This window comes from Hydrogenophaga sp. NFH-34 (assembly GCF_021401345.1).
Classification (GTDB): Bacteria; Pseudomonadota; Gammaproteobacteria; order Burkholderiales; family Burkholderiaceae_C; genus Hydrogenophaga; species Hydrogenophaga electricum.
This window is the reverse complement of the sequence record NZ_JACBGE010000001.1, coordinates 253,437-279,134: the sequence shown is the minus strand read 5'-3', so window position 1 is coordinate 279,134 and position 25,698 is coordinate 253,437. Positions and strand designations below refer to the sequence as shown.

The following is a 25,698-nucleotide window of genomic DNA, read 5'->3' as shown; positions in this document are numbered from 1 at the left end:
ATCCCGTCGCGGACACGTTCAGCACATCTTTCAGGCGGCCGCCTCGGCCGCTTCCGTGGCGCACCCGGCTTCGATGGTGATGCGGCGCTCGCAGCGCGCGGCGATACCGCGGTCGTGCGTGACCAGTACCAGCGTCGTGCCCAGCTCGCGGTTGAGTTCGAACATCAGCGCCATCACCCGCTCGCCGGTGGCGAAATCCAGGCTGCCCGTGGGTTCATCGGCCAGCAGCACGGCCGGGCGCACGACAAAAGCGCGTGCCAGCGCCACCCGCTGCTGCTCGCCACCGGACAGCACCTTGGGATAGTGCCCCAGCCGCTGCCCCAGGCCCACACGCTCCAGCATGGCCGCCGCGGCCGTGCGCGCGTCGCGCCGGCCGGCCAGCTCCAGCGGCAGCATCACGTTTTCCAGCGCGGTGAGGTTGCCAAGCAGCTGGAAGCTCTGGAACACGAAGCCCACTTTCTGGGCGCGCAGCGCGGCGCGCTGGTCTTCGTCCAAGGCAAACAGATCGGTGCCGTCGATGTGAACCGTTCCGCGCGAAGGCGTATCCAACCCCGCAACGATGGACAGCAAGGTGCTCTTGCCCGACCCGGAAGCCCCCACGATGGCAGCCGTTTCACCGCGCAGCAGCTCGAAACTGACATCGCGCAGAATGTCCAGCGTGCCGGTGGCATCGGTCACCGACTTGGACACGTGCTGCACAGCGATCATCGGGTCGGTGGTCGTGAGGGAAGAAGGATTCATGCCATGAAAGGATGGGATTTGGAACGACGTCACTTTAACGCCCGGCTGGCCGGCGCCCTGACGCTGGCCTTGTGCCCCTGGGGAATGCCGGCGCTGGCCCAGACCCGCCCACAGGGCACCACGGTGCTGGTGGTCGGCGACTCCCTGAGCGCCGAATACGGCCTCAAGCGGGGCAGCGGCTGGGTCGCCCTCTTGCAGGAGCGGCTGGCACGGGAAAAGTTCAAAGGCCAGGTGGTCAACGCCAGCATCAGCGGCGACACCACCGCTGGCGGCCGATCGCGCCTGCCCACGCTGCTGAAGCAGCACCAGCCCGCCCTGGTGATTCTGGAGCTGGGTGCCAACGATGCGCTGCGCGGCCTGCCACTGAACATGACACGCGACAACCTGAGCGCGATGGCCCGCGCCGCGCGCGAATCGGGCGCCAAGGTGCTGATCGTCGGCATGGAGATCCCGCCCAACTTCGGCGCCCGATACGCGCAGGATTTCCGCGAGGTGTTCGCCACCGTGGCGCGCACCGAAAAAGCCGGGCTGGTGCCCTTCCTGCTCAAGGGCGTGGCCGACACGGCCGATCCGCTCCAGCTGTTCCAGAACGACCGCATCCACCCCAACGAGACGGCCCAGCCCCAGATGATGGCCAATGTCTGGGCCGAACTGCGCCCTTTGCTGCCGCGCTGACGCCATTCGGCAGGGTGCTGGCCCCGCCTGATCGCCGCAATCGAGACAATCCGCACGAAGTCCGGGTCGGGCTTCGGATGATTGTTAATTCTTTAGAATTAAAATTTTCGCGATTCTTCAGCCGCACAACGAACCGCCTGTGAACCCCACTGCCCTGCCTCCGAAGCGGCCGGTGCCCAACGATGCACCGGCCGGACGGGAGCCCGTCTCGGAGCTGGCCCGCCGCATTGAAACCCGCATGCTGGCGCTGGGCCTGAGCAAAAAGGCGCTGGCCGCGCGGGCGGGCATCGCCCGCCAGACGCTCTACACCATCCTGGACATGGGCCGTGACGGCGACGACCGCATGCCGCGCGTGAACACCCTGGTGGCCCTGGCCGCAGCCTTGCGGGTCCACCCGTTCTGGCTCGTCGACGGCCTGTTCGCCAACGTGGTGGTGGATGCCGCACTGGCTCAGCCGCAACAAGGCGACCGCGCCGGTCTTGTGCGCGACGTGACCTACCCCGGCGGCGCCATGGTGGCGCCCGGCAGCCACTTCACCAAGGTCTGGCGCGTGCAAAACCTCGGCAACACGCCCTGGCGCCAGCGCAAGCTGGTGTGCTGGGACGAGCAGATTGAAGCCTTCCTGCGCGCCGGCAGCCGCCGACTGCCGATTGGCCAGCGGCTGCGCCCGGACCGGACCGAACTGCTGGTTCCCGCCACCCCGCCAGGCGGGGTCGTCGAGCTCTCGATGGGTTTCACGGCCCCGACCGAAACCGGCACCGTGATTTCCTACTGGGTCGGCACCCTCGCCGATGGGCGCCCCTGCTTTGGCGAAGATGCCGGCCTGGAAGTGTGCGTCCACGTGACCACGCTGGCCGAAACGCGGGCTTTCCGCCCGCAGCACCGCCCGGCGTGAATCAGGCGGCGGCCAGCGTCGCCAGCCCCTGCGCCAGATCGGCGCGCAGATCCTCCACCGCTTCGAGCCCGATTGCAAACCGCACCAGCGTGCCGCGGTAAGGCCAGCGCGAAGCCGGCCGCATGCCGGCCACCTGGTAAGGCGCGCACAGGCTGATCGGCCCAGCCCAGCTCCAGCCCGGCCGGAACAGGCGCAGGCTGTCGCAGAAGGCGTCGATCTGCGCCGGCGTGCGGCGCTCATCGAACACCGCGCTGAACAGGCAGGCCGCCCCCGTCGCATCGCGCAGCCAGGCCGCATGGCCCGGTGAATCCGGCAAGGCCGGGTGCAAAACGCGCACCACGCCGGACTGCCCCACCATCCAACGGGCCAGTTCGCGCGTGACCGCGTCCTGGGCGGCGTAGCGCACCGCGATGGACGGCAGTCCGCGCAGCACCAGTTCGACGTCGTTGGCGCCCACACCCAGCCCCAGGCGCATGCGTGTCAGCAAGATCTGGCGGTGCAAGGCCTCATCGCGCGTCACCACCGAGCCCATGAGCACGTCGGCACCACCGCTGGGGTACTTGGTCAGCGCCTGCATGGAAACGTCCACACCCAGATCGAAGGGCGAGAACGCCACGCCCGCACCCCAGGTGTTGTCCAGCGCGGCCACGATGGGCCGCTCGCGCCCCGCGTTGGCCGCGCGGATCACGGCCGTGAGCGCCGGCAGGTCGGGAAATTCCAGCGTCACCGACCCGGCGGCCTCCAGCCAGACCAGGCGCGTGGCCGGCGTGAGCTGGGCGGCCAGGTCGGCCGGGTCCATCGGATCGTAGAAGCGGTGGCCGATGCCCCAGTGCGCCAACTCCACCTGGGCGAAGTGTTTGCTTGGGCCGTACACGTTGTCGGGCAGCAGCACTTCGTCGCCCTGCTTGAGCAGGGCCATGTCCACCAGCGAAATACCCGCCAGGCCACTGGGCACCAGCATGCAGTGCTGCCCACCTTCCAGCGTGGCGATGCGCTCTTCGAGCGTGAAAGTGGTGGGCGTGCCGTGCAGGCCGTAGGTGTAGCCGCTTTTGTCTTTCCAGTCGCGCGTGTGCAGCGCCTGCACGTCGGGAAAGATCACCGTCGAGGCCTTGTGCACGCCGGGTGCCACGGCCTCGAAGCCCTCGGGCGGGCGGTACGGGTGGTGGATCAGGCGGGTGGACAGATGCGCGTCGGCGGACATGGCAGGCTCCCTACAAGAAAGACCGGACTGAAAACGACAGCGGCCCTCATCGGGCCGCAGACACGGAAGCCAGAGGCCGCGAAGGGCCCCGGCCGCGTCAGACTTTCCACTTCTCCAGCAGTTGCGCCGGGCGCAGGCTGTCGTAGCCCTCGAAGGGCTGGTGGATCCAGGGGTTCGTCGGCAGGAATTCGACCGAATAATCGGGCGAGAACACCGAGACGGCCTTGGTCCAGATGACCGCGCTGCGCAGTTCGGTGATGGGCGCGTACTGGTTCTTGAGCGTGTCGATCACCACCTTGAGGGTGTGGCCCGAATCGGCCAGATCGTCGACCAGCAGCACCTTGCCGGCGATTTCACCCTTGGGCGTGGTGATGTAGCGGGCAATGTCCAGCTTGCCCTGCACCGTGCCAGCGTCGGAGCGGTAGGAGCTGGTAGACATGATGGCCAGCGGCACGTCGAAGATGCGCGAGAGGATGTCCCCCGGACGCATGCCACCACGGGCCAGGCACAGGATGGTGTCGAACTGCCAGCTCGACTGGTAGACCTTGATCGCCAGTTTCTCGATGAGGTTGTGGTACTCGTCGTAGGAGACGTAGAGGTGCTTGCCGTCTTCGGTCAGCATGGGGGCTCCGCTTGGGGGTGTGGGGAAGGCCGATTCTGCACGAACTCGGCACGCTCCGGCACGGTGAATACCGCCGGCCGGAACGCGCCGGCGCGCCTCAGACTTCGTAGGGGTGGTGGATGAGGATGGTGTGGTCGCGATCGGGGCTGGTGGACACCACGTGGATGGGCACGCCCGTGGTGGCCTCGATGCGGCTCAGGTAGCGCTGGGCGTTGACCGGCAGGTCTTCATAGCGGGTCACGCCCACACTGGACTCGGTCCAGCCCGGCAGCGTTTCGTAGATCGGCTGGCAGCGAGCGATGTCGTCGGCGCCCATGGGCAGGATGTCGACCACCTCGCCGTCGAGCTGGTAGCCGGTGCACAGCTTCAGCTCCGACAGGCCATCGAGCACGTCCAGCTTGGTGATGCACAGACCCGACAGGCCGTTGACCTGGGCCGAGCGCTTGAGCAGCGCAGCGTCGAACCAGCCGCAGCGGCGCGAACGGCCGGTGGTGACGCCCTTTTCGGCACCCACGGTGCTCATGTGCCAGCCCGGTGTGCCTTCCTTTTCCCATTCCAGTTCGGTCGGGAAAGGCCCCCCACCCACGCGGGTGCAATAGGCCTTGGTGATGCCGAGCACGTAGTGCAGCAGTTGGGGGCCGACACCGGCACCGGCGGCGGCGTTGCCCGCCACGCAGTTGCTCGACGTGACGAACGGATAGGTGCCGTGGTCGATGTCCAGCAGCGTGCCCTGTGCGCCTTCGAACAGCAAGTTGGCGCCAGCCTTGTGAGCCTCGTTGAGTTCGCGCGACACGTCGGCGATCATGGGCTTGAGCAGTTCGGCCTGCTGCATCGCTTCGGCGTACACCGGCTCGAACTGGATCTCGCCGTCCTGCATGTACGACAGGGTCTTTTCGTCCCAGGCCATGTCGGCCGAATGCAGGAAGGTCTTGAGCACGTGGTTGTGCAGCGCCAGCAGTTCACGCAGTTTGCTGGCGAAGCGCTCGGGGTATTTCAGGTCCTGCACGCGCAGGGCGCGGCGGGCAATCTTGTCTTCGTAGGCCGGACCGATGCCGCGCCCGGTGGTGCCGATCTTCTCGGCGCCGGCCTTGACCTTGGCCGCCTCCCGCGCCACGTCGATCGCGGCGTGGAACGGCAGGATCAGCGGGCAGCCCTCGCTCACGCGCAGGCGCGAACGCACTTCGACGCCGGCTTTTTCCAGCCCGGCAATCTCCTCGAACAGCTTGGACACCGACAGCACCACCCCGTTGCCGATGTAGCACTTGACCCCGGCGCGCATGATGCCGCTGGGAATGAGGTGCAGCGCGGTCTTCACGCCATTGATCACCAGCGTGTGGCCGGCGTTGTGCCCGCCCTGGAAGCGCACCACACCGGTGGCGGTTTCGGTGAGCCAGTCGACCAGCTTGCCCTTGCCTTCGTCGCCCCATTGGGTGCCGACCACGACCACGTTGCGCCCGGGTTGCACGGCGCGGCTGTTGTTCATCATCTGTTGCAGATTCCGGTTAAAGGGTTTTCACAGTCCAGGCGCCGCTGGCAGGGTCCTGGACCAGCTCGCGATCGCAATGGAATTCATCGACTTCGTGCTCATGGCCGGGCAGCACACACACCACCGTCTGGCCCTGACGGCGCAGGTCGGCAATGGCTTGGCGCAGGCCGGCATCCATGCCCCAGGGCGCGCGCACGGCAGCCACCAGCGGGCGCGGCGGCACGGCGGCCACGATTTCCTTGAGGTCCAGGCTGAAGCCCACGGCCGGGCGGTTGCGCCCGAAAACGGCGCCGACTTCGTCGTACCGGCCACCGCGCGCCAGTTCCACCGGCTCGCCCTTGGGGTTCTGTGCGAACACGGCGAAACGCATGCCGGTGTAGTACGCGTAGCCACGCAGGTCAGCCAGGTCGACCGACAGGCGCAGCGCGGGCTGCGTCTGCAATTGGGCCGTCAACCAGGCCAGGCTGTCCAGCGCCTGGGCCAGCGCGGCCGAGGGCTGCAGCACGCGCCGGGCTTCCTCGATCACGCCCGCATCACCGAACAGCTGCGGCAGCGTGCACAGATCGCGCTGCACCGCCGCCGGCAGATCACGGGAGAGCTCGCGCAGGGCGGCAACGTCCTTGACCGCGAGCGCAGCGTGAATGGCGCTGGTGCGGCCAGCGTCAAGCGCCACCGGCGCCAGCACCGCATCGATCACGCGCACATCGGCCAGATCCAGCCAGAGCGGCTGCACACCGGCGCTGCGCAGGCAGGCCTGCACCAGTTCGAGCGCTTCCAGATCGGCCTCAAGACCGGCGTGACCGTAGATTTCAGCGCCGAATTGCAGCGGTTCGCGGCTCGCGGTGGGCCGGTCGATGCGTGTGTGCACCACCGGGCCGCAATAGCTCAGGCGGGTCACCCCCTGGCGATTGAGCAAATGGGCGTCGATGCGGGCCACCTGGGGGGTGCTGTCGGCCCGCAGGCCGAGCGAGCGGCCGGAGAGCTGGTCCACCAGCTTGAAGGTGTGCAGGCCCATCGCCTCGCCCGTTCCGGTGAGCAGCGATTCCAGGTGTTCGATCAGCGGGGGCATGACCAGCTCGTAGCCGTAGCCACGGGCGGTGTCCAGCAATCCCCGGCGAAGTTCCTCGATGTGCCGCGCCTCGGAAGGCAGGACATCGGCAATGTGGTCCGGCAGGACCCAGGCAGACATGGGCATGGTGGGGCGCTGTTAAAAACGGCATTTTACCGACCCCGTGGGGCCCCTGCCGTTATTCGGACAACGCCCCCCGAAATCACCAGGTGTCGACATAGGCGGCGGGGGCGCCCTGCCCGGCGGTCACCCGGTGCGCCGAAGCCAGACCGCGCACCAGCCAGGCGCGGGTTTCCGCCGGGTCGATCACGGCGTCGATCTCCAGCGTCTGCGCCATGTTGATGGCCTCGCCGTTGGCGTATTGCTGGGCCACCAGGGACTGGAACAGGGCGTCGCGCTGCGGCCCGGCCGGCACCGCTTCCAGCTCTTTGCGGAAGCCCAGGCGCACCGCCCCCTCCAACCCCATGGCACCGAACTCGCCGCTGGGCCAGGACACGTTGAACACCGGCGCATCGAAGCCGCCCGCCGTCATCGCCTGCGCGCCCAGGCCGTAGCCCTTGCGCAGCACCACCGAGAAAAACGGCACCCGCAGGTGCGAGGCGACGGCGAACATGCGGCAGACGTGGCGCACCTGCGCCTGCGCCTCGATGTCGGGGCCGACCATGAAACCCGGGGTATCAACCAGCGCAACGATGGGCAGACCGTGCACATTGGCCAGTTGCATGAAGCGCGCGGCCTTGTCGGCCGCCTCGACATCGATCGCGCCACCCAGGTGGTGCGGGTTGTTGGTCATCACCGCCACCGGCCGCCCTTCGATGCGGGCCAGCGCCGTGATCATGCCGGCGCCGAAGCCGGCGCGCAGTTCCAGCACGGAGCCGCTGTCGAACAGCCCTTCCAGCACGGCGCGCACGTCGTAAACCCGCAGCCGGTTTTCCGGTACAGCGTGGCGCAGCAGGCGCTGGTCGGGGCAGTCCCAGTGCGGCAGAGCCCCCTGGAAGTAGCCCAGGTAGCGCTTGGCGACCGCCACCGCTTCGGCTTCGTCCTCGACCAGCACGTCGATCACGCCGTTGGCCGACTGCACGTGGCTGGGCCCGATCTCCTCGGGACGGAAAGTCCCCAGACCACCGCCCTCGATCATGGCCGGCCCGCTCATGCCGATGTTGCTGGCGCGCGTGGCGATGATCACGTCGCTGCAGCCCAGCAGCGCCGCGTTGCCCGCGAAACAGCGCCCGTGCACGATACCGACCACCGGCACCTTGCCGGACAGGGCCGCGAACTGGCTGAAGGTGTGGTTGTTGAGCCCGGCAACGATGGGCATGTCGGTATCGCCCGGCCGCCCGCCCCCGCCCTCAGCAAACAGCACCACCGGCAGCCGCAACTGGTGCGCAATGGCCAGCATGCGGTCCTGCTTGTGGTGGTTGCGCATGCCCTGGGTACCGGCCAGCACGGTGTAGTCGTAGGCCATCACCACCGCGCGCGAGCGCTCGGGGCCGAAATCGCGCGCATTGACACACCCGATGCCGGTGACGATGCCGTCGGCCGGGGTGTTGGCCACCAGGTCCTCCAGGCTGCGGCGCCGCGTCTGGGCGGCAATGGCCAGTTGCCCGTACTCCAGGAAATTGCCCGGATCGTCGGCCAGGTCACACAGGTCGGCCACGTTCTCGCGCGCCGTGCGCCCGCCCTGCGCGTGGCGCTTGGCCACGGCGACCGGCCGGTGGGCGTCGAGCGTGGGCGCATGGCGGTGGATCACCCGCTGCAGATCGCCGCGGATGGCGTCGGGGTCGAGCGCGACCGCTGTCACCGCCTGCACCTCGCCGGCCTCGACCGGCTCCAGCGCCAGCAGACGCTGGCCTTCGGTCACATAGTCGCCCGGCTGGGCCAGCAGCGCCATCACGCGGCCGGCGTGCGGCGTGTGGATCAGGTGCTCCATCTTCATCGCTTCGAGCACGCCCACCTGCGCGCCGGCGGGCAACAGGTCGCCCACCGCGACCTCGAACTGCACCAGGCGCGCCGGCATGGGGGCGCAGACATGGCGGCCATCGTCTTCGACAGGGTGCCCGTCCCCGCCGGCGACCGGCTGCGCCGCGAGCGACGGCGGCTCCGGCGTTGCCAGCGACGCGGCCCGCGCCAGCAGCGGCGGCAACCGCTCTTCGACAAAACGCGTGTGCACCGCCTGGGCGGCGAATTCGGGCTGCTCGGCCAGCGCCCTCAGCAGCCCGAGGTTGCTGGCCATGCCTTCGATGCGGCATTCGGCCAGCGCGCGCTGCGAGCGCCGCAAGGCGTCGCCGAAACTCGGCGAAGGACTGGCCACGATGAGCTTGGCCAGCAGGGTGTCGTAGTGGGGCGACGGCGCCAGACCCAGATAACCGTGCGTATCGACCCGCACGCCCGGCCCGCTGGGCAGGTCAAAGCGGGCCAGTGCCCCGCCCGAAGGACGGGCCTGGCCCTGGGTGTCCAGCGTCTCGGCATTGATGCGCCACTGGATCGCGAAGCCCTTCTGGGGCGCGGTGCGACCGGGGGCCACGCCCAGATCGGCCAGCGTGCGGCCCGCCGCCACGCCCAGTTGCAGTTGCACCAGATCCAGCCCGGTCACGGCCTCGGTCACGGTGTGTTCGACCTGCAGACGCGGATTGGCCTCGATGAACACGAACGGCAGGGATGTGGCCCCCACGCTCGCCGCCTTGGGGTGGCCCGGCGGCGGCTCGATGGCCGTCTCGTCGACCAGGAACTCGAAGGTGCCCAGGCCCCGGTAGCCCACGGTCTGCGCCATGGACAGCGCGGCCTGCGTGATGCGCTCGCACAGGTCGGCCGACAGCATGGGGCTGGGCGCGATCTCGACCAATTTCTGGAAGCGCCGCTGCAGCGTGCATTCGCGTTCGCCCAGGCTCGCCACCGCCTGGCCGTCGCCCAGCACCTGGATCTCGATGTGGCGCGCGCGGGTCATGAGGCGCTCGACGTACACACCGTCGACGCCGAACGCGGCGCGCGCCTCGGAGGTGCAGCGCGCGTGGGCTTCGGCCACCTCGCCAGCATCCAGCACCGCGCGCATGCCCCGGCCGCCGCCGCCACCGATGGCCTTGATCATCATGCCCGCGCCTTCGGTCGCCTGCTGCGCGAAGAAGGCCTGCGCCTGCGCCAGCGTCACCGCACCCTCGCTGCCGGGCATCACCGGCACCGCGCACTGCGCAGCCAGCGCGCGGGCCCGCGCCTTGTCGCCAAAAAGCGCGAGCTGTTCCGGCGTCGGGCCGATGAACACCCGTCCTGCGGCGGCGCATGCCTGTGCGAAGTCGGCCCGTTCGCTCAGAAAGCCGTAACCCGGATGCACCGCGTCACAGCCCTGCTCCCGCGCCACTTTCAGCAGCGCCTCGATGTCGAGATAGGCCGAAGGACCGGTTGCGTCCAGCGCCACCGCCGTGTCGGCCAGCCGCACGTGCAGGGCCTGCGCATCGTCGCGCGCGTACACGGCCACGCTCGCGATGCCCAGGTCCTGCAACGCCCGCACCAGGCGCACCGCGATCTCGCCCCGGTTGGCGATCAACACCTTGCGAAAAAACAGTGCTTCGCTCACGCCAGATCCTTCAGCAGACGACGCAGCACCTTGCCGGCGCCCGTGGCCGGCAGCGCATCGATGAAACGCACATGGCGCGGCGCCTTGTAGAGCGCCATGTTCTCGCGCGACCAGGCCACGAGCGCCTCGGCCGACACTTCGGCGCCAGCCTTCTTGACGATGAAGGCCTTGACCACCTCACCCTTCTCGGCGTCGGGCTCGGCAATGACCGCTGCCTGCGCCACGGCCGGGTGCTTGATGAGGATGGTCTCGACCTCTTCCGGGAAGACGCTGTAGCCCGAGACTTTGATCATTTCCTTGAAGCGGCCGATGAAGCTGAGATAGCCCTCGGCGTCCATCTTGCCCATGTCGCCCGTGTGGACCCAGCCGTCGCGCAGCGTCGCCGCCGTGGCTTCCGGCTTGTTCCAGTACCCCTTGAACACCCCCGGGCTGGTCAGCACGATTTCACCCACTTCACCCACGGGCAGCTCCTGGCCCGAGTCCGGGTCGAGAATGCGGATCGTCACGCCCGGCGCGACGATGCCCTGCGTGCCCCATTTGGCCTTGCCCGCCGGGGTGTAGGTGTCGCAGGTGTGGGTCTCGCTCAGGCCATACGCCGCCTCTTGCGACAGGCAGTGGGGCGCGAAGGACTGCCACTGCGTGGCCAGCGATTCGGTGAACGCGATGCCGAAGCTGGTGACCGGATTCCTCTTCAGGCTGCCCAGATCAAATGCGCCAGGCCCCGCTGCCTGCAGCACCTGCATGCAGGCGACGTTCATCGGCGCGATGCTGTACCACCAGCTCACGCGGTACGTGGCAATGGCCTGCAGCACAGCATTGGGGTCGAAACGGTGCAGCAGCACGCTGCTGGCCCCGGTGATCACCGGCACGTTCACGCCCATGAGCATGCCAGCAATGTGATAGAGCGGCGCCACCGACAGCAGCACGTCGTCACCGCCCACGCCGTTGCAGTCGGCGCAGACCGTGGTCTTGAACAGCGCATTGCCGTAGCTGAGCATCGCGCCTTTGGGCAGGCCGGTGGTGCCCGAGGTGTAAGTCATGAGCGCGACGTCGTCCAGCGCCATGTCCACCGCCTGTGGCCGGGCGTCCTCGTGCATCACACGCCAGAAGTCTTCCACGCCGGCAGGCCAGGCAACGGGCGTCTGGGCCGTTGCCGCCAGCTCGGGTGGCAGGTCCAGCGTGGGCTGCTCGGGCAGCCAGTCGGTGTAGCGCACGCCGAAGACGTGTTGCAACGCGCTCTGTCCACGCACCTTCTCCACCACCGGCAGCAGGTTGTCGGCCGCCACGATCACCCGTGCCTGGAGATCGTTGACCTGGTACGCCAGCTCGTGCTCCTTGTTCAACGGTCCGCTGGGGCAGACGATGGCCCCGATCTTCTGGATGCCGAAATGGGCCACCAGGTATTGCGGGCAGTTGTTGAGGAACAGCACCACCGGCTCGCCCTTGGCCACACCCAGAGCCTGCAGGTGCGCGGCAAAGGCATCACTGGCCCGATCCAGTTCGGCCCAGGAAATGGCCTGGCCGTACCAGATGCACGCTGGGTGGTCAGGGCGCTCGCGTGCGTGCTGGCGCAGGTACTCGTGCAGCGGCTTCTGGGGGCGCGGTGCAAGGTTCTGGGGTGTCTCCATGGTGTCGTCTTTCAGGGTTAGCGCTAGCCTGGTTCGGCGGTCGGGCTCTTGTGTGGGAGCCATCTTGACGGAACAATCCTACCGATGGGTAGAACTTTGGAGACAGCTCGCAAACCCCAAGCCGCCGCCAAGCGTGGCCGGCAACGGGCCACCACCGCCGGCACGGACGTGCAGCGCGAACGGATCCTGCGTGTGGCAGAGACCTTGTTCGCCGCGCAGGGCTACGCGCAAACCACCATCGAGCAGATCGTGCGTGCGCTGGGCGTGACCAAGCCGTTCGTCTACTACTACTTCAAGGACAAGCAGGAAATCTTCGAGACGCTGTCCTGGCGTCCCTCGGTGGAATGTTTCACCGCACTGGACTTTGCCGACCTCGACGACCGTCGCGCCAGCGAGAAGGTGCGCGAAGGCCTGCAACGCCTGATCCGGGCAACCATTGCCAACCACCCCGCGGCGTTTTTTCCTTACCGGGAACCGCAGGTCTACCGCGCCGAATACCTCGCCGCGGTCAAACGCCTGGCCAACCACTTCTACGACCGGCTGGTGCCGCTGCTGGAACAGGCGCGCCGGGACGGCGACCTCGATTTCCGCGATGCCAAGCTGGCCGCACTGGCCGCGTGCAGCCTGCCCGGCTTTCTCTACAGCTGGTACCGAACCGATGGCCGCCTTTCGCCGGAAGCGGTCACCGACGAACTGACCGAACTGGCGATGCGCCTGCTTGGCGTGGCCGCGAGGACGCCCCCCACCGCGAATCCACCGTCCGGCTCCAGCCCGCCCTGAAATCGGGTCCACCGTTTCCCCGCCGCGCCACCGCGCGGCCACCATCACCCCAACAGGAGACAACATGCCCATCCGGCGCACCTTCACCCCCCTGGCCCTGGCCACCCTCATGACCTGCGGCGGCGCCCACGCCCAGGAAACCTACAAGCTCGCCTACATCGACCCGCTGTCCGGGCCTTTCGGCAACGTGGGCGAGATCATGCTGACCCACGTCGCGTACGCGGTGGACGACCTCAACAACCAGGGCGGAGCCCTCAAGGGCCAGATCAAGCTGCAGCTGCTGCAGTTCGACAGCAAGCTCTCTGCCCAGGAAAGCCAGAGTGCCTTCCAGTCAGCGGTCGACCAGGGCGCCAAAGCCATCGTCACCGGTGGCTCGGGCTCATCGGTCGTGGCCGCCCTGATCCAGGCCGCCAACCGCTGGAACCAGCGCAACCCCGGCAAAGAGGTTCTGATCCTCAACCACTCGTCCATCGACCCCGAACTGACGGGCAAAGCCTGCAGCTTCTGGCATTTCCAGACCGAAGCCAACACCGCGATGAAGATGAAGGCCATCGCCAACTTCGTCAAGAAAACGCCCGAGATCCGGAAGACCTACCTGCTCAACCAGGACTACGCCCACGGCCGGCAGTGGGCCAGCTACGGCAAACAGTTGTTTGCACTCGCGCGACCGGACATCCAGTTCGTGGGTGAGGCCTTGCACCCGATCGGTCGCGTCAAGGACTTCGCGCCCTATGTGGCCAACATCAAGGCTGCCGGCGCGGACTCCGTCATCACCGGCAACTGGGGCCAGGACATGACCCTGTTGCTCAAAGCGTCTGCCGAAGCCGGGGAAAATCTGCGCTTTTTCAACCACAGTGCGGGCTCGATGCCCGGCACCGTGGCCGCGGTGGCCGCCACCGGCACCGGCCAGCTGACCTGGGTGGCCGAATGGCATCCGGGCCAGGCCGGCACACCCCAGGTCGACGCCCTCGCAAAGGCCTACAAAGCGCGCACGGGCAAGGACTTCCTCTCGCCGCGCATGGATCTCACGCCCCGCATGCTGGTGGCCGCCATCGACAAGGCCGGCAGCACGGAAACCGTCAAGGTGGCGCGTGCACTGGAAGATCTGACCTTCGATTCCACCGTGGGCCCGGTGCGCATGCGGGCGGAAGACCACCAGTTGCTGCTGCCCCAGGTGGTCAACACCATTGCCCCGGTGGATGGCAAGTCGGTGCGCGTCGGCTGGGAAGGTACGCGGTACGGTTTCCGTACCGAAGCGGCCTACAGCGGCAACGAACTGGCGCAGGGCACGGAATGCAAGATGCAGCGACCTTGAACCCGTTGGCCAATCCCTGCTGACCAGACGATCGAGGGCCGCCGACGAAAGTCAAGCGGCCCTCGGCACTCAGGGCTGCAAGAACCACCACAGAAGCAGGCCGCCTCCCACGCTGAGCAGACCGAAAAAACGGATCTGCCCGTCCTGCAAGCGCAACATCTCCGAGAACACGCGGCGCCAGGCCTGGGGTGCGATGAGGGGCAATAGCCCCTCGAACACCAGCATCAGAGCCAGTGCAGGCCAGAGCAGGTCGCCCACCGTGCAGCAGGCTCAGCGAGCCGGTGCCGGCGTGCGCATGGCGCGGAAGAAGTCGGACGACGGGTCGATCACCATCACGTCGGACTTGCCCGCGAAGCTGGCCTTGTAGGCGTCCAGGCTGCGGTAGAACTGGGCAAATGCCGGGTCGCGGCCGAAGGCCTCGGCGTAGGCGGCGTTGGCTTTGGCATCGCCATCACCCTTGATGGCCTGGGCGTCGCGATAGGCCTCGGCCACGATGGTTTCGCGCTGGCGATCGGCCTCGGCGCGGATCTTCTCGCCCTCGGCAAAACCGGTGGACCGCAGCTCGTTGGCCACGCGCTTGCGCTCGGCCTCCATGCGGTCGTAGACGGAACGCGTGATGGTGTCCGCGTAATCCACGCGGGTAATGCGCACGTCGACCACGTCCATGCCCCAGGGCTTGTCGGCACCACGCACGGACTCCAGCACTTCCTTCTTGACGTCGGCCATGAGCTGCTCACGCTGCGTGTTCAGCAGCTCTTTGAGCGTGCGTTTGTTGACCTCTTGCTGGAAGGAGTTGCGCACCACGCGGTTGAGCTGCAGCGCGCCAGCGGCTTCGTTCAGGCCGACGTTGCGGATGTAGGCCTGCGGATCGCTGATGCGCCAGCGTACGTACCAGTCGATCACCACCCGCTGCTTCTCGGCGGTCAGCGTCGGCTCGGTATCGTTGCTTTCCAGGGTGAGCAGGCGCTTGTCGATGTAGGACACGTTCTGGAACGGCGGCGGCAGCTTGAAGTTCAGCCCCGGCTCGGTAACCACCTGCTTGATCTGGCCGAGCTGGAACAGCACGCCGAACTGGCGCTGGTCCACGACGAAGAGCATGGAACTGCCGATGGCCAACGCCACCAGCACGGAAGTGATGAAAAAACCCAATTTGTTCATGGTGTTGGCCCTTCCTCAGCGGCTTTCGCGCTCGCGCGAGCGGGCACCGGCGTTGCTGTTGCTTGAAGGCAGCGAGGGCGATGTCGTCACGGGTGTCGAAGAGCTCGTGGCGGCTGCAGCGGCCGACGGGCTGGCTTGTTGGCTCTGCTGCAGGATCTTGTCCAGCGGCAGATACAGCAGGTTGGAGCCCGACTTGCTGTCGACCAGAACCTTGGTGACATTCGCGTAGATCTCCTGCATCGTATCGACATACATGCGGTCGCGCGTCACCTGCGGGGCCTTCTGGTACTCGGCCAACACCGACTTGAAGCGTTGCGCATCACCCTCGGCCTGCGCCACGATACGGGCGCGATAACCTTCGGACTCCTCCTTCAGGCGCGATGCCGTACCGCGGGCCCGCGGTACCACATCGTTGGCATAGGCTTCGGCTTCATTCTTGGCACGATCCCGCTCCTGGCTGGCCTTGAGCACATCGTCAAATGCGGCCTGCACCTGTTCGGGTGGGCGCACCCCACCTTGCTGCAGGTTCACGCCGGCGATCTCGATCCCGACGTTGTAGCGATCCAGAATGGTCTGCATCAGATTGCGCACGCGCGGTGCGATCTGATCGCGCTCTTCGGCGAGCACAGCATCCATCTTCATCTTGCCCACCACCTCGCGCACCGCCGTTTCGGCCGCCTTGACGACGGCGGCGTCCGGATCGCGGCTCTCGAACAGGAAAGCCCGGGCGTCGCTCAGGCGGTACTGCACCACAAACTTGATGTCGACGATGTTCTCGTCCTCGGTCAGCATCGACGACTCACGGATGCCGGTGGCCGGCACGATCGTGTCGCGCCCGACATCGACCGAGCGCAACTGCGTCACCGAAACGGTCTCGTGCCCCTGGATCGGATACGGCAGGCGCCAATTGAAGCCTGCTCCGACGGTGCTGTGGTAACGCCCGAACTGGGTGATCACCGCCTGCTGGCCTTCCTGCACGATGAAAAAGCCCGTACCGAGCCAGATCAGCGCCGCCACCCCCGCAATGAGCCCGACGCCGATCCCGGTGGTCTTGGGGTCGGGCGTGAAGCCGGACGGGCCCGAGCCTCCGCCCTGCCCACCACGGCGGCCACCGCCCCCGTTGCCACCACCAAAGAGCCCCCCAAGCTTGCGGTTGAAGTCGCGCCAGAGTTCGTCCAGATCCGGCGGCCCCTGATTCGGGCCCTGAGGCCGGTTGCCCCCCGGGCGCGGCGGGTCCTCGCCAGAGGGACGCTGATCGCCGCCCGCGCTGTCATCGCCCCGCCCCCAGCGCGGATCGTTGAGGTTGAAAACGCCCGGCAGGCGGCTCCCGATCCGGCGCAGGCCAGCGGCCAGCGCGGACAAGGCCGTCCCAGGGGTTTGCAGCTTCAGGTCCATGAGTTCTCTTCTCGATTCAAACGAAAACCATCACATTGTGCCCAATCACATCGGGCCCTCGGGAGAACCGTCGCCGGACGCAGCCGACGCCAGTGTTTCCGCCGCGAACGCGGCATCGCGTGCCATCGCACGCTGCGCCAGCAACCCACGGAGCTCAGGCAAACCCTCGCCCGTGCGTGCACTGACGAAGATACGAGGTACGGACACCCCGTCGAGTTCCACGGTATCGACCCGCGAGAGCGGCAGCGTGGCCGGATCCATCGCGTCCAGTTTGTTAAATACCAGCAATTGAGGTACTTCGTCGGCACCGATTTCGCGCAGGACCGACAGCACCGAGGTGATCTGCTCCAGGTGCCCGGGGTTGGACGCATCGACCACGTGCAGCAACAGATCCGCGTCGGCAGCTTCCTGCAAGGTGGCGGCGAAGGCATCGACAAGGCCATGCGGCAGGTCGCGGATAAACCCGACCGTGTCGGACAGCGACACCGAGCGCTGCGCTTCGCCGAGATAGAGCTGGCGCGTGGTGGTGTCCAGCGTGGCGAAGAGCTGGTCGGCCGCATAGGCCCGGGCCTTGACCAAGGCATTGAACAGCGACGATTTGCCCGCGTTGGTGTAGCCGACCAGCGAGATGTTGAACGCCTCGCGCCGCTCCCGCTGGCGCCGCTGGGTCGCCCGCTGACGCTTGACCTTCTCCAGCCGATCACGCGTGCGCTTGATGGCCTCGCCAATCATGCGGCGGTCCAGCTCGATCTGCGTTTCACCCGGACCACCGCGCATGCCGATGCCCCCGCTTTGCCGCTCCAGGTGCGACCAGCGCCGCACCAACCGGGTAGACAGGTACTGCAGCCGGGCCAGTTCGACCTGCAGCTTGCCTTCGTGGCTTCGCGCACGCTGCGCAAAAATTTCGAGAATCAGCAGCGTGCGGTCGTTGACCGGGCGGCCAAGGTGGCGCTCCAGGTTGCGCTGCTGGGCCGGGCTCAAGGCCTGGTCAAACAGCACTTCACTGGCACCGGTTGCGTCCGCGAGCATCCGGATCTCATCGGCCTTGCCGGAACCGACAAACAGCGCCGGGTCGGGCGCTCGGCGCTTGCAGCTCACCCGCTCGGCCACGGCATATCCCGCCGTCTGGGCCAGCAGGCCAAGTTCTTCCAGCTCAGCGTCGAAATGCGGCAAGCCGAAATCGACGCCCACCAGAACAACCGAGGGAGGGGCAGAATCAGAGCGGGCGGATGGGTTCAAGGTGTCTGCACGATCCGCCGGGACCGACCGGGACCGTTGGGAGGCCCGGCCAGGGGGTGGAACTGCGGTCAGGATGCCGCGTCGTCAGGGTTGTGCACCGAGAACTGGACGGGGCGGCCCGGAACGATGGTGGAGATGGCGTGCTTGTAGACCATCTGGGTCACGGTGTTGCGCAGCAACACGACGTACTGATCGAAGGACTCGATCTGACCCTGCAGTTTGATGCCGTTGACCAGATAGATCGACACCGGCACATGTTCCCGGCGCAGCTGGTTCAGGAAAGGGTCTTGCAAAAGTTGGCCTTTGTTATTGCTCACGATATGCTCCGTGTTCAAAAAAAGTTGATAAGGGAAGCACCTTACCACACACAGCCCACGCTGGCGCAACACCCCTTCGGGCAACTCATTCGTCGAAAGGGTTGCTCGCGGTGCGGAACTCGATGCGCAGCGGCGTGCCGATCAGGTTGAACGCCTTGCGGAACCGCCCTTCCAGAAAGCGCCGGTACACCTCGGGCACCTGCTCGAGAGAGTTGCCGTGGATCACGATCACGGGCGGGTTCATGCCCCCCTGGTGGGCATAACGCATCTTCGGCCGGTACATGCCGGTCTTGGGCGGCGACTGGAATGCCACCGACTCCTGCAGCAGTCGCGTGAGCTGCGGCGTGGGCATCTTGCGCATGGCCGATGCATGGGCCTGCGCAATGGACTTCCATAACGGCCCGAGCCCTTGCCGCTTTTTGGCCGAGATCAGGTGCAAAGGCGCAAATTTCAGAAACGAGAGCCGGTTTTCCATCTGCCGCTCGACCTGTTCCCGCTGGTAGCTGTCCACCGCATCCCACTTGTTCATAGCCAACACCACCGCGCGACCACTTTCCAGGATGTAGCCGGCAATGTGGGCGTCCTGGTCGGTCACGCCCTGCGTGGCATCCAGCAGCAGCACGACCACATGCGCGCGCTCGATGGCCTGCAAGGTCTTGACCACCGAAAACTTCTCGATCGCCTCGAACACCCGGCCCTTGCGGCGCAACCCGGCGGTATCCACCAGCTCGAACCGGCGTCCGTCACGCTCGAACGGTACGGTGATCGCATCGCGCGTCGTTCCCGGCATGTCGAAGGCCACCAGCCGCTCCTCGCCCAACCAGGCATTGATCAGCGTGGATTTGCCCACGTTCGGACGCCCGGCGACCGCCAGCCGGATCACCCCATCGTCGGCACCGTCCGGGTCCTCCGCGTCTTCCGGCGGCGGAGGCAGCAGATCGAGCGCGGTCTCGACCATCGAGCGCACCCCTTGGCCGTGTGCGCTCGACACCGGCAACACCTCGCCCAGCCCCAGTTCAAAAAACTCGACCAGCTGCAGGCCCTGCTGCATGCCTTCGGCCTTGTTGGCCACCAGCAGGGTAGGCTTGCCCAGGCGGCGCAGGTAATTGGCGATATCATGGTCCTGAGCGCTCAGGCCGGCACGGGCATCCACCACAAAGATGACCACGTCCGACTCGGCTACCGCCTGCCGGGTCTGTTTGGCCATTTCGCGGTAGATGCCAGACTCGGCCGTGGGCTCAAAACCACCGGTATCGATGACGATGAATTCGCGGGCACCGACACGGCCATTGCCATAGTGGCGATCGCGCGTGAGACCGGCGAAGTCGGCCACGATGGCATCGCGCGTCCCCGTCAGCCGATTGAACAGGGTGGACTTGCCGACATTGGGGCGGCCCACAAGGGCGATGACAGGTTTCACGCGAAAGATTCTCTGTTGGCGGGCGACGGAGCGCCCGCGTTCACTGTGGCAGCCAGGCGAAGACGCCGCCGTTACGGGTCTGGACCACCAGCGTCTGCCCCAGCACCACGGGCGCTCCCTGCACGGCCGATCCGTCGGTACTCAGGCGGGCGAGATCACTGCCGTCCTCGCGGGAGATCAGGTGCACGAGCCCCGTGCTGTCGCCAAAGGCCACCACACGACCCACCGCCAACGGCGCGGTGAGACCGCGGAATTTGAAGCGATCCACCGACCAGGCCTCGTCACCCTGCGCACGCTTCCAGGCGCGCACGCGCCCGTCGACCTCGCTGCCCACGACCAGATCGTCGTCGCCATGCACCCCCGTGCTGCCGTTGGCCGGTTTGCTCCACAGCACCTGCCCGCGGCTGGCGTCGACACAGCCCACGGCCGCCGAATAGGCCCGTGCGCAAACCTGGTTGCCCACGCGGCTGACCGGCGCCACCAGGTCGACCAGGCGTTCCACCTCATTGGTCCCTCGGGCGGTCGTGATCGGAGCGTCCCAGCGCAGGGCACCGCTAAGTGGATCCAGCCCCGCCAGGCGCCCCGACAGGCCGACCACCAGCGTATCGCCCACGGCCAGCAGCACGCCGCTCTGGCGCAGCACCAGCGGCTCGCCCGCCCGGGTCTGGGTCCACAGGCGCGCACCGGTGCCCGCGTCATAGGCGGACACGGAGCGATCCGCCGCCAATACAAAGACGCGACGGCCCGCGACGAGCGGCGCCGTGAACGAAGCGGCTGGCAGACGTGTGCGCCAGATTTCCTTGCCCGCTTCCATGGCCACCAGATGGTTGCTCTCGGTGATCACCGCCGCTGTCTGCCCGTCCGAGCCCACCCCCGTGGCAGGCCGGTCCACGGCAACGCGCCAGAGCACCTGGCCTTTGTCGGCATCCAGCGCCACCACGGCGTCGCCTCCGGCCACAAGCACCTGCCGCCCCACCGCGAGCGGAAAGGCCTGGGCTGGCCCTTTGCCCACCTGGGCCGACCAGATCAGCCGCGTACCGACCACCGAAGCCGCCGGCGAAAGGGGGGTGAGCTTGGGTTTTTCCGGCCCGGACGAACAGGCCGCCAACACCGCCGCCAGCGCCAACGCGCATGTCCCTTGGAGCCCACGCTGCAGAACGGTTTTTGGGGTCATTGCGCCACTCCCGAGGCTGCGACAGCGGAGGCATCCACCCCCAAGGCCGCCAGTTTCACTTCCACCAGTTGCCGGTACTCCGTCCGGTCGGACAGCCCACGCCAAGCCGCCTGGTACTGCGCCTTGGCTTCATCGAGCTTCTGCTGGGCCAACAAAACGTCACCGCGGCGATCGGCTGCCAACGGCTCAAACGCCTTGGGCATGGATTCGGAGAGCGTTTTGAGCGCCTGGTCGTAGGCCTTGGCCTCCAGATCCAGCGCCGCCAGCCGCAAACGGGCCACGGCTTTGAGCGATGCGTCGCCGGCATCGGTGGCCACCCAGGTCAGCGCGGCGCGGGCGGCGTCGGCCTTGCCTGCCGATTCCAGCGACTGCGCAGCCAGCAGTGCTCCTTGCGCGGCATAGGTGCTGCGTCCGTAGCCTTTCTGGAGATCGCCCAGCACCTGTTCGAGGCGGGCCGCGTCACTGGCCAGCACCGCCCGCTCGACCTCGTCGTACATGGCGGCGGCTTTGGCGCCCTGGGAGCGCTGCCAGTAGTTCCAGCCGTTCCAGGCCGCCACGCCCCCAAAAACGACGATCAGCACCCAGGTGATGGCATTGCCATACTGGTTCCAGAAGTGCTTGATCTGGTCGAGCTGTTCCTGCTCTTCGAGGTCGAGATGTTTGGCCATGTTTCGGGTATCGCTCGGGAATCGGAAGATTGTAGGTGGCTGGCCGGGACGGCCGACACAACAGGTCAGGCGCGCAGGCTGGCAGCCCATTCGGCCGGCCGAGCCAGCGGGCGCAGCACCTGGGCCGGCACTTCACCCGAAGGCGTCGCACGCAGGGTCTTCACACCCACCGTGCCTTGAGCCAGTTCGTCGGCACCGAAGATCAGCGCATACCGGGCACCGCTCGCGTCGGCCTTTTTGAATTGCGACTTCATGCTGCCCATGCCCTCGGCACCCGCTGTGTGCATGGTCACGCTCACACCAGCCTGGCGCAGCGCCCGGAGCACGCCCAGAGCGGTCTCGGTGGCGGTCGCCTCGGGAATGATGGCGTAGGCATCCGGTACCGGAGCTTCGGGCAGACGATGCTGCGCCTTGAGCAGTTCCAGAATGCGCTCCACCCCGAGCGCCCAGCCCACCGCCGGTGTCGGCTTGCCGCCGATCTGGGCGAACAGACCGTCGTAGCGACCGCCAGCACAGACCGTGCCCTGCGCCCCCAGTTCCGTGGTGACGAACTCGAACACGCTCAGGTTGTAGTAATCCATACCGCGCACCAGGCGCGGATTGATGCGGTAGGTGATGCCCTGTTTGTCCAGCAGGCTGCGCCACGTATCGAAGTGGCGCAACGATTCGGCCCCCAGAAAATCCATCAGCTTGGGCGCAGCCTCGACGATGGCCTGCATGGCTGGGTTCTTCGTATCCAGAATGCGCAGCGGGTTGCTGTGCAGGCGCCGCTTCGCATCCTCGTCCAACTGGTCGACGTGAGCCTCCAGGTGGGCGATCAGCGCTTGCCGGTGGGCCAGGCGTTCGGCCGGCTGGCCCAGGCTGTTGATCTCCAGCGCGATGTCCTGCAAGCCCAGCTCGGCCCAGAGGTCGCTGGCCAGGAGGATCAGCTCGGCATCCACGTCCGGGCCGTGAAACCCCAGGGCTTCCACGCCGACCTGATGGAACTGGCGGTAGCGCCCGCGCTGCGGGCGCTCGTGACGGAACATCGGCCCGATGTAATACAGCCGCTTGCCGCCGTCGTAGGTCAGGTTGTGTTCGATGGCGGCCCGCACAACGCCGGCCGTGCCTTCGGGGCGCAGGGTCAGGTGCTCGCCGTTGAGCTTGTCCTCGAAGGCATACATCTCCTTCTCGACGATGTCCGTCACCTCGCCCAGACCGCGCACGAACAGCGCCGTCGGCTCCACAATGGGCGCGCGGAAGTTGCGGTAGCCATAGCGCCGCATCAGCTCGCGGATGCGCTCCTCCAGCCACTCCCAGTGCGCCGATTCGGGCGGCGCGATGTCGTTCATGCCTTTGACGGCGCTCAGTTTCTCTGCCATAGCTGTGAAGACGGATGCGGCGTCAGGCCGACGGGCCGAACCGCTTTTGAATGTAGTTGTCGACGATGCGCTGGAACTCGGCGGCGATGCCCTCTCCGCGCAATGTCAGGACCTTTTCGCCGTCGATGAACACCGGCGCCGCAGGCGCTTCGCCGGTCCCCGGCAGGCTGATGCCGATGTCGGCGTGTTTGCTTTCCCCGGGGCCGTTGACGATGCAGCCCATCACCGCCACCTTCAGGCCTTCCACCCCCGGGTACTGGCTGCGCCACAGCGGCATGGACGCCCGCAGGTAGTCGTCGATCTGTTTGGCCAGTTCCTGGAACGTGGTGCTGGTGGTGCGCCCACAGCCCGGACAGGCCGTGACGCTGGGGACAAACACCCGCAACCCCAGCGCCTGCAGAATTTCGGCAGCGATCACCACCTCCTGCGTGCGCGACTCACCGGGTTGCGGCGTGAGCGACACCCGGATGGTGTCCCCGATGCCTTGCTGCAACAGCACGGCCAGCGCGGCCGTCGAGGCCACCGTGCCCTTGGTGCCCATGCCGGCTTCCGTCAGCCCCAGGTGCAGCGGGTTGTCGCAGCGACGTGCCAGCTCCTGATAGACGGCGATCAGGTCCTGCACGCCGCTGACTTTGCACGAAAGCACGATCTGGTCACGCCGCAGGCCCAGGGCCTCGGCCTTGTTCGACGAATCCAGCGCCGAGGTGATCAGCGCCTCGTACATGACCTGGCGTGTGTCCCAGGGCTGGGCGCGCGCGGCGTTCTCGTCCATCAGCCGTGCCAGCAGCTCCTGATCGAGGCTGCCCCAGTTGACCCCGATGCGCACCGGCTTGTTCCAGCGCGCCGCAATCTCCACCATCTGGGCGAACTGTCGATCACCCTTTTCACCTTTGCCCACATTGCCGGGATTGATGCGGTACTTGGACAAGGCTTCGGCGCAGGCCGGGTGGTCGCTCAGCAGCTTGTGACCGTTGTAGTGGAAGTCACCGATGAGCGGCACGGCCACGCCCATGCGATCCAGCTGTTCGCGGATGTGCGGCACGGCCTTGGCCGCTTCGTCGTTGTTGACCGTGATACGCACCAGCTCCGAACCGGCCTGGGCCAGCTCCTTGACCTGGATCGCCGTGCCGATGGCATCCGCCGTGTCGGTGTTGGTCATGGACTGCACACGCACCGGCGCATCCCCGCCCACCGTCACGCGGTGGTCACCCCAGGCCACCACGCCTTGCAGGCTGCGGCGAGGACGCGCATGCCCGAGCGGAATCGGTTGGGCCGCGTGATCCAGGCAGGGTTCAGACACCAGCGCGTCCATGCTCACTTCACCTCGAAACGGGCCACGCTGTTGCGGGCAAATGGCGTCACGTCGAAAGCCTGTCCACGCACGGTGACCTTGACGGCATCGGCGCGCCCGAGCACCACGGCGTAAGGCGGTGCGGTGGAAAAATCCAGCACGTCGCCCGTGCGCAGCATGCGCTGCACCACCACGGACCCCGAACCGTTGATCACCTCGATCCAGGAGTCGCCTGCAGCCGTCAGGCTCAGGATCGCGGCGCCGGGAGCTGCCGCCTCTGGCGCCGGTGCTGCGGCAGGGGCCGCCGACTCGGCCGCCGCAGCAGCGGGTGTGCTTGCCACTGCTTCAGCAGCGGCCGGGGCGGCAGCCACCGCTTCGGCCGGGGCAGACGCCACACCCGCAGGTTCTTCCGCCGGCGCGAGTGTCTCCTGGATCACTGTGGAGGGGGTATCGGTCGACGGCGAGCCAAACGAAAACCGCTCCCCGAGATCGGGCATGAACACCAGGACCAGCGCCGCCAGCAGCAGCGCAATGGCTCCGAGCAATGCGGTGCGCGACAACCAGCCGGCCGGGCTGGAAGAAACCAGTTTTTCGGCCGGCTTGAACGGGGCGTTGATCACCTGCGAAGACTCACCCAGCGCCGGCCGCTGGGCCTGAGGAATCTGGGCCAGCACCACGGCCGGGTCGACACGGAGATGCCGACAGGCACTGGAAGCGAGCGCCCGGGCGAAGGTCAGGTCAGGCAGCTCTTCGTAACGTCCGGCTTCCAGTGCTTCGAGCTTCTTGACCGGCACCTTCAGGGCCGCGGCCAGCGCAGCCACGTGCAGTCCGGCGGCTTCGCGCGCCTGGCGCAGGGCCACGGGGGGTGCCACGGGTTCGAAGGGTTGGGAATCAGTCATTGAAGGCTCCGCGCTGGTAGGCCGCCCATTCCCGCGACTGCGGATAGCGACGCTGCAGTTGCTGGGCCAGTTGTTCCTGCGCTTCGGTGTTGCGCAATTGGTGTTCGATCCGGATACCCAGCCACAGCGTTTCGGCGTTGGCGAGTTCGGAGTTGTTCAGACGGCGCGCATAGAACTGCGCCTTGGTGTATTCGCCGCGCCGGTACAGCAGCGACGCCAGGTTGAACCCGGTGATGGGATTGCCGGCATCGAGCTCGTAGGCCCGCGCCAGGCTGCCTTCGGCCTCGGCCAGCTGACCCATGCGGATCTGGCAGACGCCCTTGGCCATCAGAGTGCGGGCTTGTCCGCCATAGACCGGGCTGGCCAGCGCGCGTTGGAACATGTCGATCGCTTCGCGGTAGCGCTCGGTCTGGCACGCAAACCAGCCGTAGTTGTGCAACGCATCCGGGTCGCGCGGGTTGATCTGCAGCGCCCGCTGAAAACTCTCTTCGGCCAGTCGGGGATCGTTGAGCCGCATGAAGATCAGGCCGCGCAGCACATAGGCCTGCCCGAAACCGGGATCGGTTGCCAGCGACTGCTTGACCTCGTCCAGCGCCACCTCGGTCTGGCCCTGCTCGAAATAGCCCGACGCCAGTTCAAGGCGGATGCGCGCCCGCTTGCGGGCTTCGGGCTCGTCGGATGCCGTGATCGGCACCACACCGCTGCCGGTGGTATCGGGCGCCGAGGGCGCACCAGCGCACCCCGCCAGCACCACCACCGCCCCCAGACACCAGATCCAGCGAGGCACCATCCGGCG

23 protein-coding genes are annotated in these 25,698 nt (G+C 67.1%); 4 read left to right on the top strand and 19 right to left on the bottom strand.

Annotation, left to right across the window (positions count from 1 at the left end; all coding sequences use genetic code 11):
* Positions 1 to 30: 30 nt before the first annotated feature.
* Entirely contained in the window at positions 31 to 741 is a 711-nt protein-coding gene (locus L0977_RS01370; RefSeq protein WP_234262830.1) for an ABC transporter ATP-binding protein, read from the bottom strand.
* A 3-nt stretch (positions 742 to 744) separates the two neighbouring features.
* Between L0977_RS01370 and L0977_RS01365 the strand changes: the two genes are divergently transcribed.
* Positions 745 to 1,416 (top strand): arylesterase, encoded by a 672-nt coding sequence (locus tag L0977_RS01365; protein WP_442786598.1) that lies wholly within the window; start codon positions 745 to 747, stop codon positions 1,414 to 1,416.
* Positions 1,417 to 1,555: 139 nt separating this feature from the next.
* Positions 1,556 to 2,311, top strand: a complete 756-nt coding sequence (locus L0977_RS01360; RefSeq protein WP_234262829.1) for an NBR1-Ig-like domain-containing protein — start codon at positions 1,556 to 1,558, stop codon at positions 2,309 to 2,311.
* A gap of 1 nt (position 2,312) precedes the next feature.
* Here the strand turns inward: L0977_RS01360 and L0977_RS01355 are convergent, their stop codons facing one another.
* The 6 genes from L0977_RS01355 to L0977_RS01330 form a co-directional block, all read right to left on the bottom strand.
* The gene (locus L0977_RS01355) at positions 2,313 to 3,512 is read right to left on the bottom strand and encodes a cystathionine beta-lyase (protein WP_234262828.1); all 1,200 of its coding nucleotides are present in this window, start codon (positions 3,510 to 3,512) and stop codon (positions 2,313 to 2,315) included.
* Positions 3,513 to 3,609: 97 nt separating this feature from the next.
* Positions 3,610 to 4,134, bottom strand: coding sequence for a phosphoribosyltransferase (locus L0977_RS01350; RefSeq protein ID WP_234262827.1), 525 nt, complete (start codon positions 4,132 to 4,134; stop codon positions 3,610 to 3,612).
* A gap of 97 nt (positions 4,135 to 4,231) precedes the next feature.
* Complete coding sequence (locus tag L0977_RS01345) at positions 4,232 to 5,617, bottom strand: adenylosuccinate synthase (RefSeq protein WP_234262826.1); 1,386 nt, start codon at positions 5,615 to 5,617, stop codon at positions 4,232 to 4,234.
* 19 nt (positions 5,618 to 5,636) lie between these two features.
* Complete coding sequence (locus L0977_RS01340) at positions 5,637 to 6,809, bottom strand: ATP phosphoribosyltransferase regulatory subunit (RefSeq protein WP_234262825.1); 1,173 nt, start codon at positions 6,807 to 6,809, stop codon at positions 5,637 to 5,639.
* An 82-nt stretch (positions 6,810 to 6,891) separates the two neighbouring features.
* Positions 6,892 to 10,257 carry an acetyl-CoA carboxylase family protein gene (locus L0977_RS01335; RefSeq protein ID WP_234262824.1) on the bottom strand — a complete coding sequence of 1,122 codons (3,366 nt, stop codon included), beginning with the start codon at positions 10,255 to 10,257 and terminating at the stop codon, positions 6,892 to 6,894.
* Positions 10,254 to 11,885: an AMP-binding protein gene (locus L0977_RS01330; RefSeq protein WP_234262823.1), complete on the bottom strand. Its 1,632-nt coding sequence runs from the start codon at positions 11,883 to 11,885 to the stop codon at positions 10,254 to 10,256. Before L0977_RS01330 ends, L0977_RS01335 begins: the two co-directional genes overlap by 4 nt.
* 84 nt (positions 11,886 to 11,969) lie before the next feature.
* Here L0977_RS01330 and L0977_RS01325 point away from each other — a divergent pair, with 84 nt between their 5' ends.
* On the top strand, positions 11,970 to 12,665 hold the full coding sequence (locus tag L0977_RS01325; RefSeq protein ID WP_234262822.1) for a TetR/AcrR family transcriptional regulator: 696 nt from the start codon (positions 11,970 to 11,972) through the stop codon (positions 12,663 to 12,665).
* Positions 12,666 to 12,729: 64 nt separating this feature from the next.
* The gene (locus L0977_RS01320; RefSeq protein WP_234262821.1) at positions 12,730 to 13,980 is read left to right on the top strand and encodes a branched-chain amino acid ABC transporter substrate-binding protein; all 1,251 of its coding nucleotides are present in this window, start codon (positions 12,730 to 12,732) and stop codon (positions 13,978 to 13,980) included.
* A 69-nt stretch (positions 13,981 to 14,049) separates the two neighbouring features.
* Here L0977_RS01320 and L0977_RS01315 read toward each other — a convergent pair whose 3' ends face one another.
* The 12 genes from L0977_RS01315 to pilW all read right to left on the bottom strand — a co-directional run bounded on the left by L0977_RS01315 (position 14,050) and on the right by pilW (position 25,692).
* Positions 14,050 to 14,238: a DUF2065 domain-containing protein gene (locus L0977_RS01315; protein WP_234262820.1), complete on the bottom strand. Its 189-nt coding sequence runs from the start codon at positions 14,236 to 14,238 to the stop codon at positions 14,050 to 14,052.
* A gap of 12 nt (positions 14,239 to 14,250) precedes the next feature.
* Positions 14,251 to 15,138 (bottom strand): protease modulator HflC, encoded by an 888-nt coding sequence (hflC, locus tag L0977_RS01310; protein WP_234262819.1) that lies wholly within the window; start codon positions 15,136 to 15,138, stop codon positions 14,251 to 14,253.
* Positions 15,139 to 15,153: 15 nt separating this feature from the next.
* Positions 15,154 to 16,533: an FtsH protease activity modulator HflK gene (hflK, locus tag L0977_RS01305; protein WP_234262818.1), complete on the bottom strand. Its 1,380-nt coding sequence runs from the start codon at positions 16,531 to 16,533 to the stop codon at positions 15,154 to 15,156.
* A 45-nt stretch (positions 16,534 to 16,578) separates the two neighbouring features.
* Entirely contained in the window at positions 16,579 to 17,772 is a 1,194-nt protein-coding gene (gene hflX / locus L0977_RS01300) for a GTPase HflX (RefSeq protein WP_234262817.1), read from the bottom strand.
* 68 nt (positions 17,773 to 17,840) lie between these two features.
* Complete coding sequence (gene hfq / locus L0977_RS01295; protein WP_440589173.1) at positions 17,841 to 18,089, bottom strand: RNA chaperone Hfq; 249 nt, start codon at positions 18,087 to 18,089, stop codon at positions 17,841 to 17,843.
* Positions 18,090 to 18,174: 85 nt separating this feature from the next.
* Entirely contained in the window at positions 18,175 to 19,509 is a 1,335-nt protein-coding gene (gene der, locus L0977_RS01290; protein WP_234262815.1) for a ribosome biogenesis GTPase Der, read from the bottom strand.
* A 40-nt stretch (positions 19,510 to 19,549) separates the two neighbouring features.
* The gene (bamB, locus tag L0977_RS01285) at positions 19,550 to 20,683 is read right to left on the bottom strand and encodes an outer membrane protein assembly factor BamB (RefSeq protein WP_234262814.1); all 1,134 of its coding nucleotides are present in this window, start codon (positions 20,681 to 20,683) and stop codon (positions 19,550 to 19,552) included.
* Positions 20,680 to 21,351, bottom strand: coding sequence for a YfgM family protein (locus tag L0977_RS01280; protein WP_234262813.1), 672 nt, complete (start codon positions 21,349 to 21,351; stop codon positions 20,680 to 20,682). The genes bamB and L0977_RS01280 overlap by 4 nt, the downstream gene beginning before the upstream one ends.
* Before the next feature lie 65 nt (positions 21,352 to 21,416).
* Complete coding sequence (hisS, locus tag L0977_RS01275) at positions 21,417 to 22,712, bottom strand: histidine--tRNA ligase (RefSeq protein WP_234262812.1); 1,296 nt, start codon at positions 22,710 to 22,712, stop codon at positions 21,417 to 21,419.
* Between the two features lie 22 nt (positions 22,713 to 22,734).
* The gene (gene ispG / locus L0977_RS01270) at positions 22,735 to 24,024 is read right to left on the bottom strand and encodes a flavodoxin-dependent (E)-4-hydroxy-3-methylbut-2-enyl-diphosphate synthase (RefSeq protein ID WP_234262811.1); all 1,290 of its coding nucleotides are present in this window, start codon (positions 24,022 to 24,024) and stop codon (positions 22,735 to 22,737) included.
* Between the two features lie 2 nt (positions 24,025 to 24,026).
* The gene (locus tag L0977_RS01265; protein ID WP_234262810.1) at positions 24,027 to 24,902 is read right to left on the bottom strand and encodes a helix-turn-helix domain-containing protein; all 876 of its coding nucleotides are present in this window, start codon (positions 24,900 to 24,902) and stop codon (positions 24,027 to 24,029) included.
* On the bottom strand, positions 24,895 to 25,692 hold the full coding sequence (gene pilW, locus L0977_RS01260) for a type IV pilus biogenesis/stability protein PilW (RefSeq protein ID WP_442786601.1): 798 nt from the start codon (positions 25,690 to 25,692) through the stop codon (positions 24,895 to 24,897). Before pilW ends, L0977_RS01265 begins: the two co-directional genes overlap by 8 nt.
* Positions 25,693 to 25,698 lie beyond the last annotated feature (6 nt).

Coding starts and splice junctions, on each gene's coding strand:
- bamB (WP_234262814.1), bottom strand. CDS start 20,683: ATGACCCCAAAAACCGTTCTGCAGCGTGGGCTCCAAGGGACATGCGCG.
- hflC (WP_234262819.1), bottom strand. CDS start 15,138: ATGAACAAATTGGGTTTTTTCATCACTTCCGTGCTGGTGGCGTTGGCC.
- hisS (WP_234262812.1), bottom strand. CDS start 22,712: ATGGCAGAGAAACTGAGCGCCGTCAAAGGCATGAACGACATCGCGCCG.
- L0977_RS01265 (WP_234262810.1), bottom strand. CDS start 24,902: ATGACTGATTCCCAACCCTTCGAACCCGTGGCACCCCCCGTGGCCCTG.
- L0977_RS01325 (WP_234262822.1), top strand. CDS start 11,970: ATGGGTAGAACTTTGGAGACAGCTCGCAAACCCCAAGCCGCCGCCAAG.
- L0977_RS01365 (WP_442786598.1), top strand. CDS start 745: ATGAAAGGATGGGATTTGGAACGACGTCACTTTAACGCCCGGCTGGCC.
- L0977_RS01330 (WP_234262823.1), bottom strand. CDS start 11,885: ATGGAGACACCCCAGAACCTTGCACCGCGCCCCCAGAAGCCGCTGCAC.
- pilW (WP_442786601.1), bottom strand. CDS start 25,692: ATGGTGCCTCGCTGGATCTGGTGTCTGGGGGCGGTGGTGGTGCTGGCG.
- L0977_RS01320 (WP_234262821.1), top strand. CDS start 12,730: ATGCCCATCCGGCGCACCTTCACCCCCCTGGCCCTGGCCACCCTCATG.
- L0977_RS01280 (WP_234262813.1), bottom strand. CDS start 21,351: ATGGCCAAACATCTCGACCTCGAAGAGCAGGAACAGCTCGACCAGATC.
- L0977_RS01345 (WP_234262826.1), bottom strand. CDS start 5,617: ATGAACAACAGCCGCGCCGTGCAACCCGGGCGCAACGTGGTCGTGGTC.
- L0977_RS01350 (WP_234262827.1), bottom strand. CDS start 4,134: ATGCTGACCGAAGACGGCAAGCACCTCTACGTCTCCTACGACGAGTAC.
- ispG (WP_234262811.1), bottom strand. CDS start 24,024: ATGGACGCGCTGGTGTCTGAACCCTGCCTGGATCACGCGGCCCAACCG.
- L0977_RS01370 (WP_234262830.1), bottom strand. CDS start 741: ATGAATCCTTCTTCCCTCACGACCACCGACCCGATGATCGCTGTGCAG.
- hflK (WP_234262818.1), bottom strand. CDS start 16,533: ATGGACCTGAAGCTGCAAACCCCTGGGACGGCCTTGTCCGCGCTGGCC.
- L0977_RS01355 (WP_234262828.1), bottom strand. CDS start 3,512: ATGTCCGCCGACGCGCATCTGTCCACCCGCCTGATCCACCACCCGTAC.
- L0977_RS01340 (WP_234262825.1), bottom strand. CDS start 6,809: ATGTCTGCCTGGGTCCTGCCGGACCACATTGCCGATGTCCTGCCTTCC.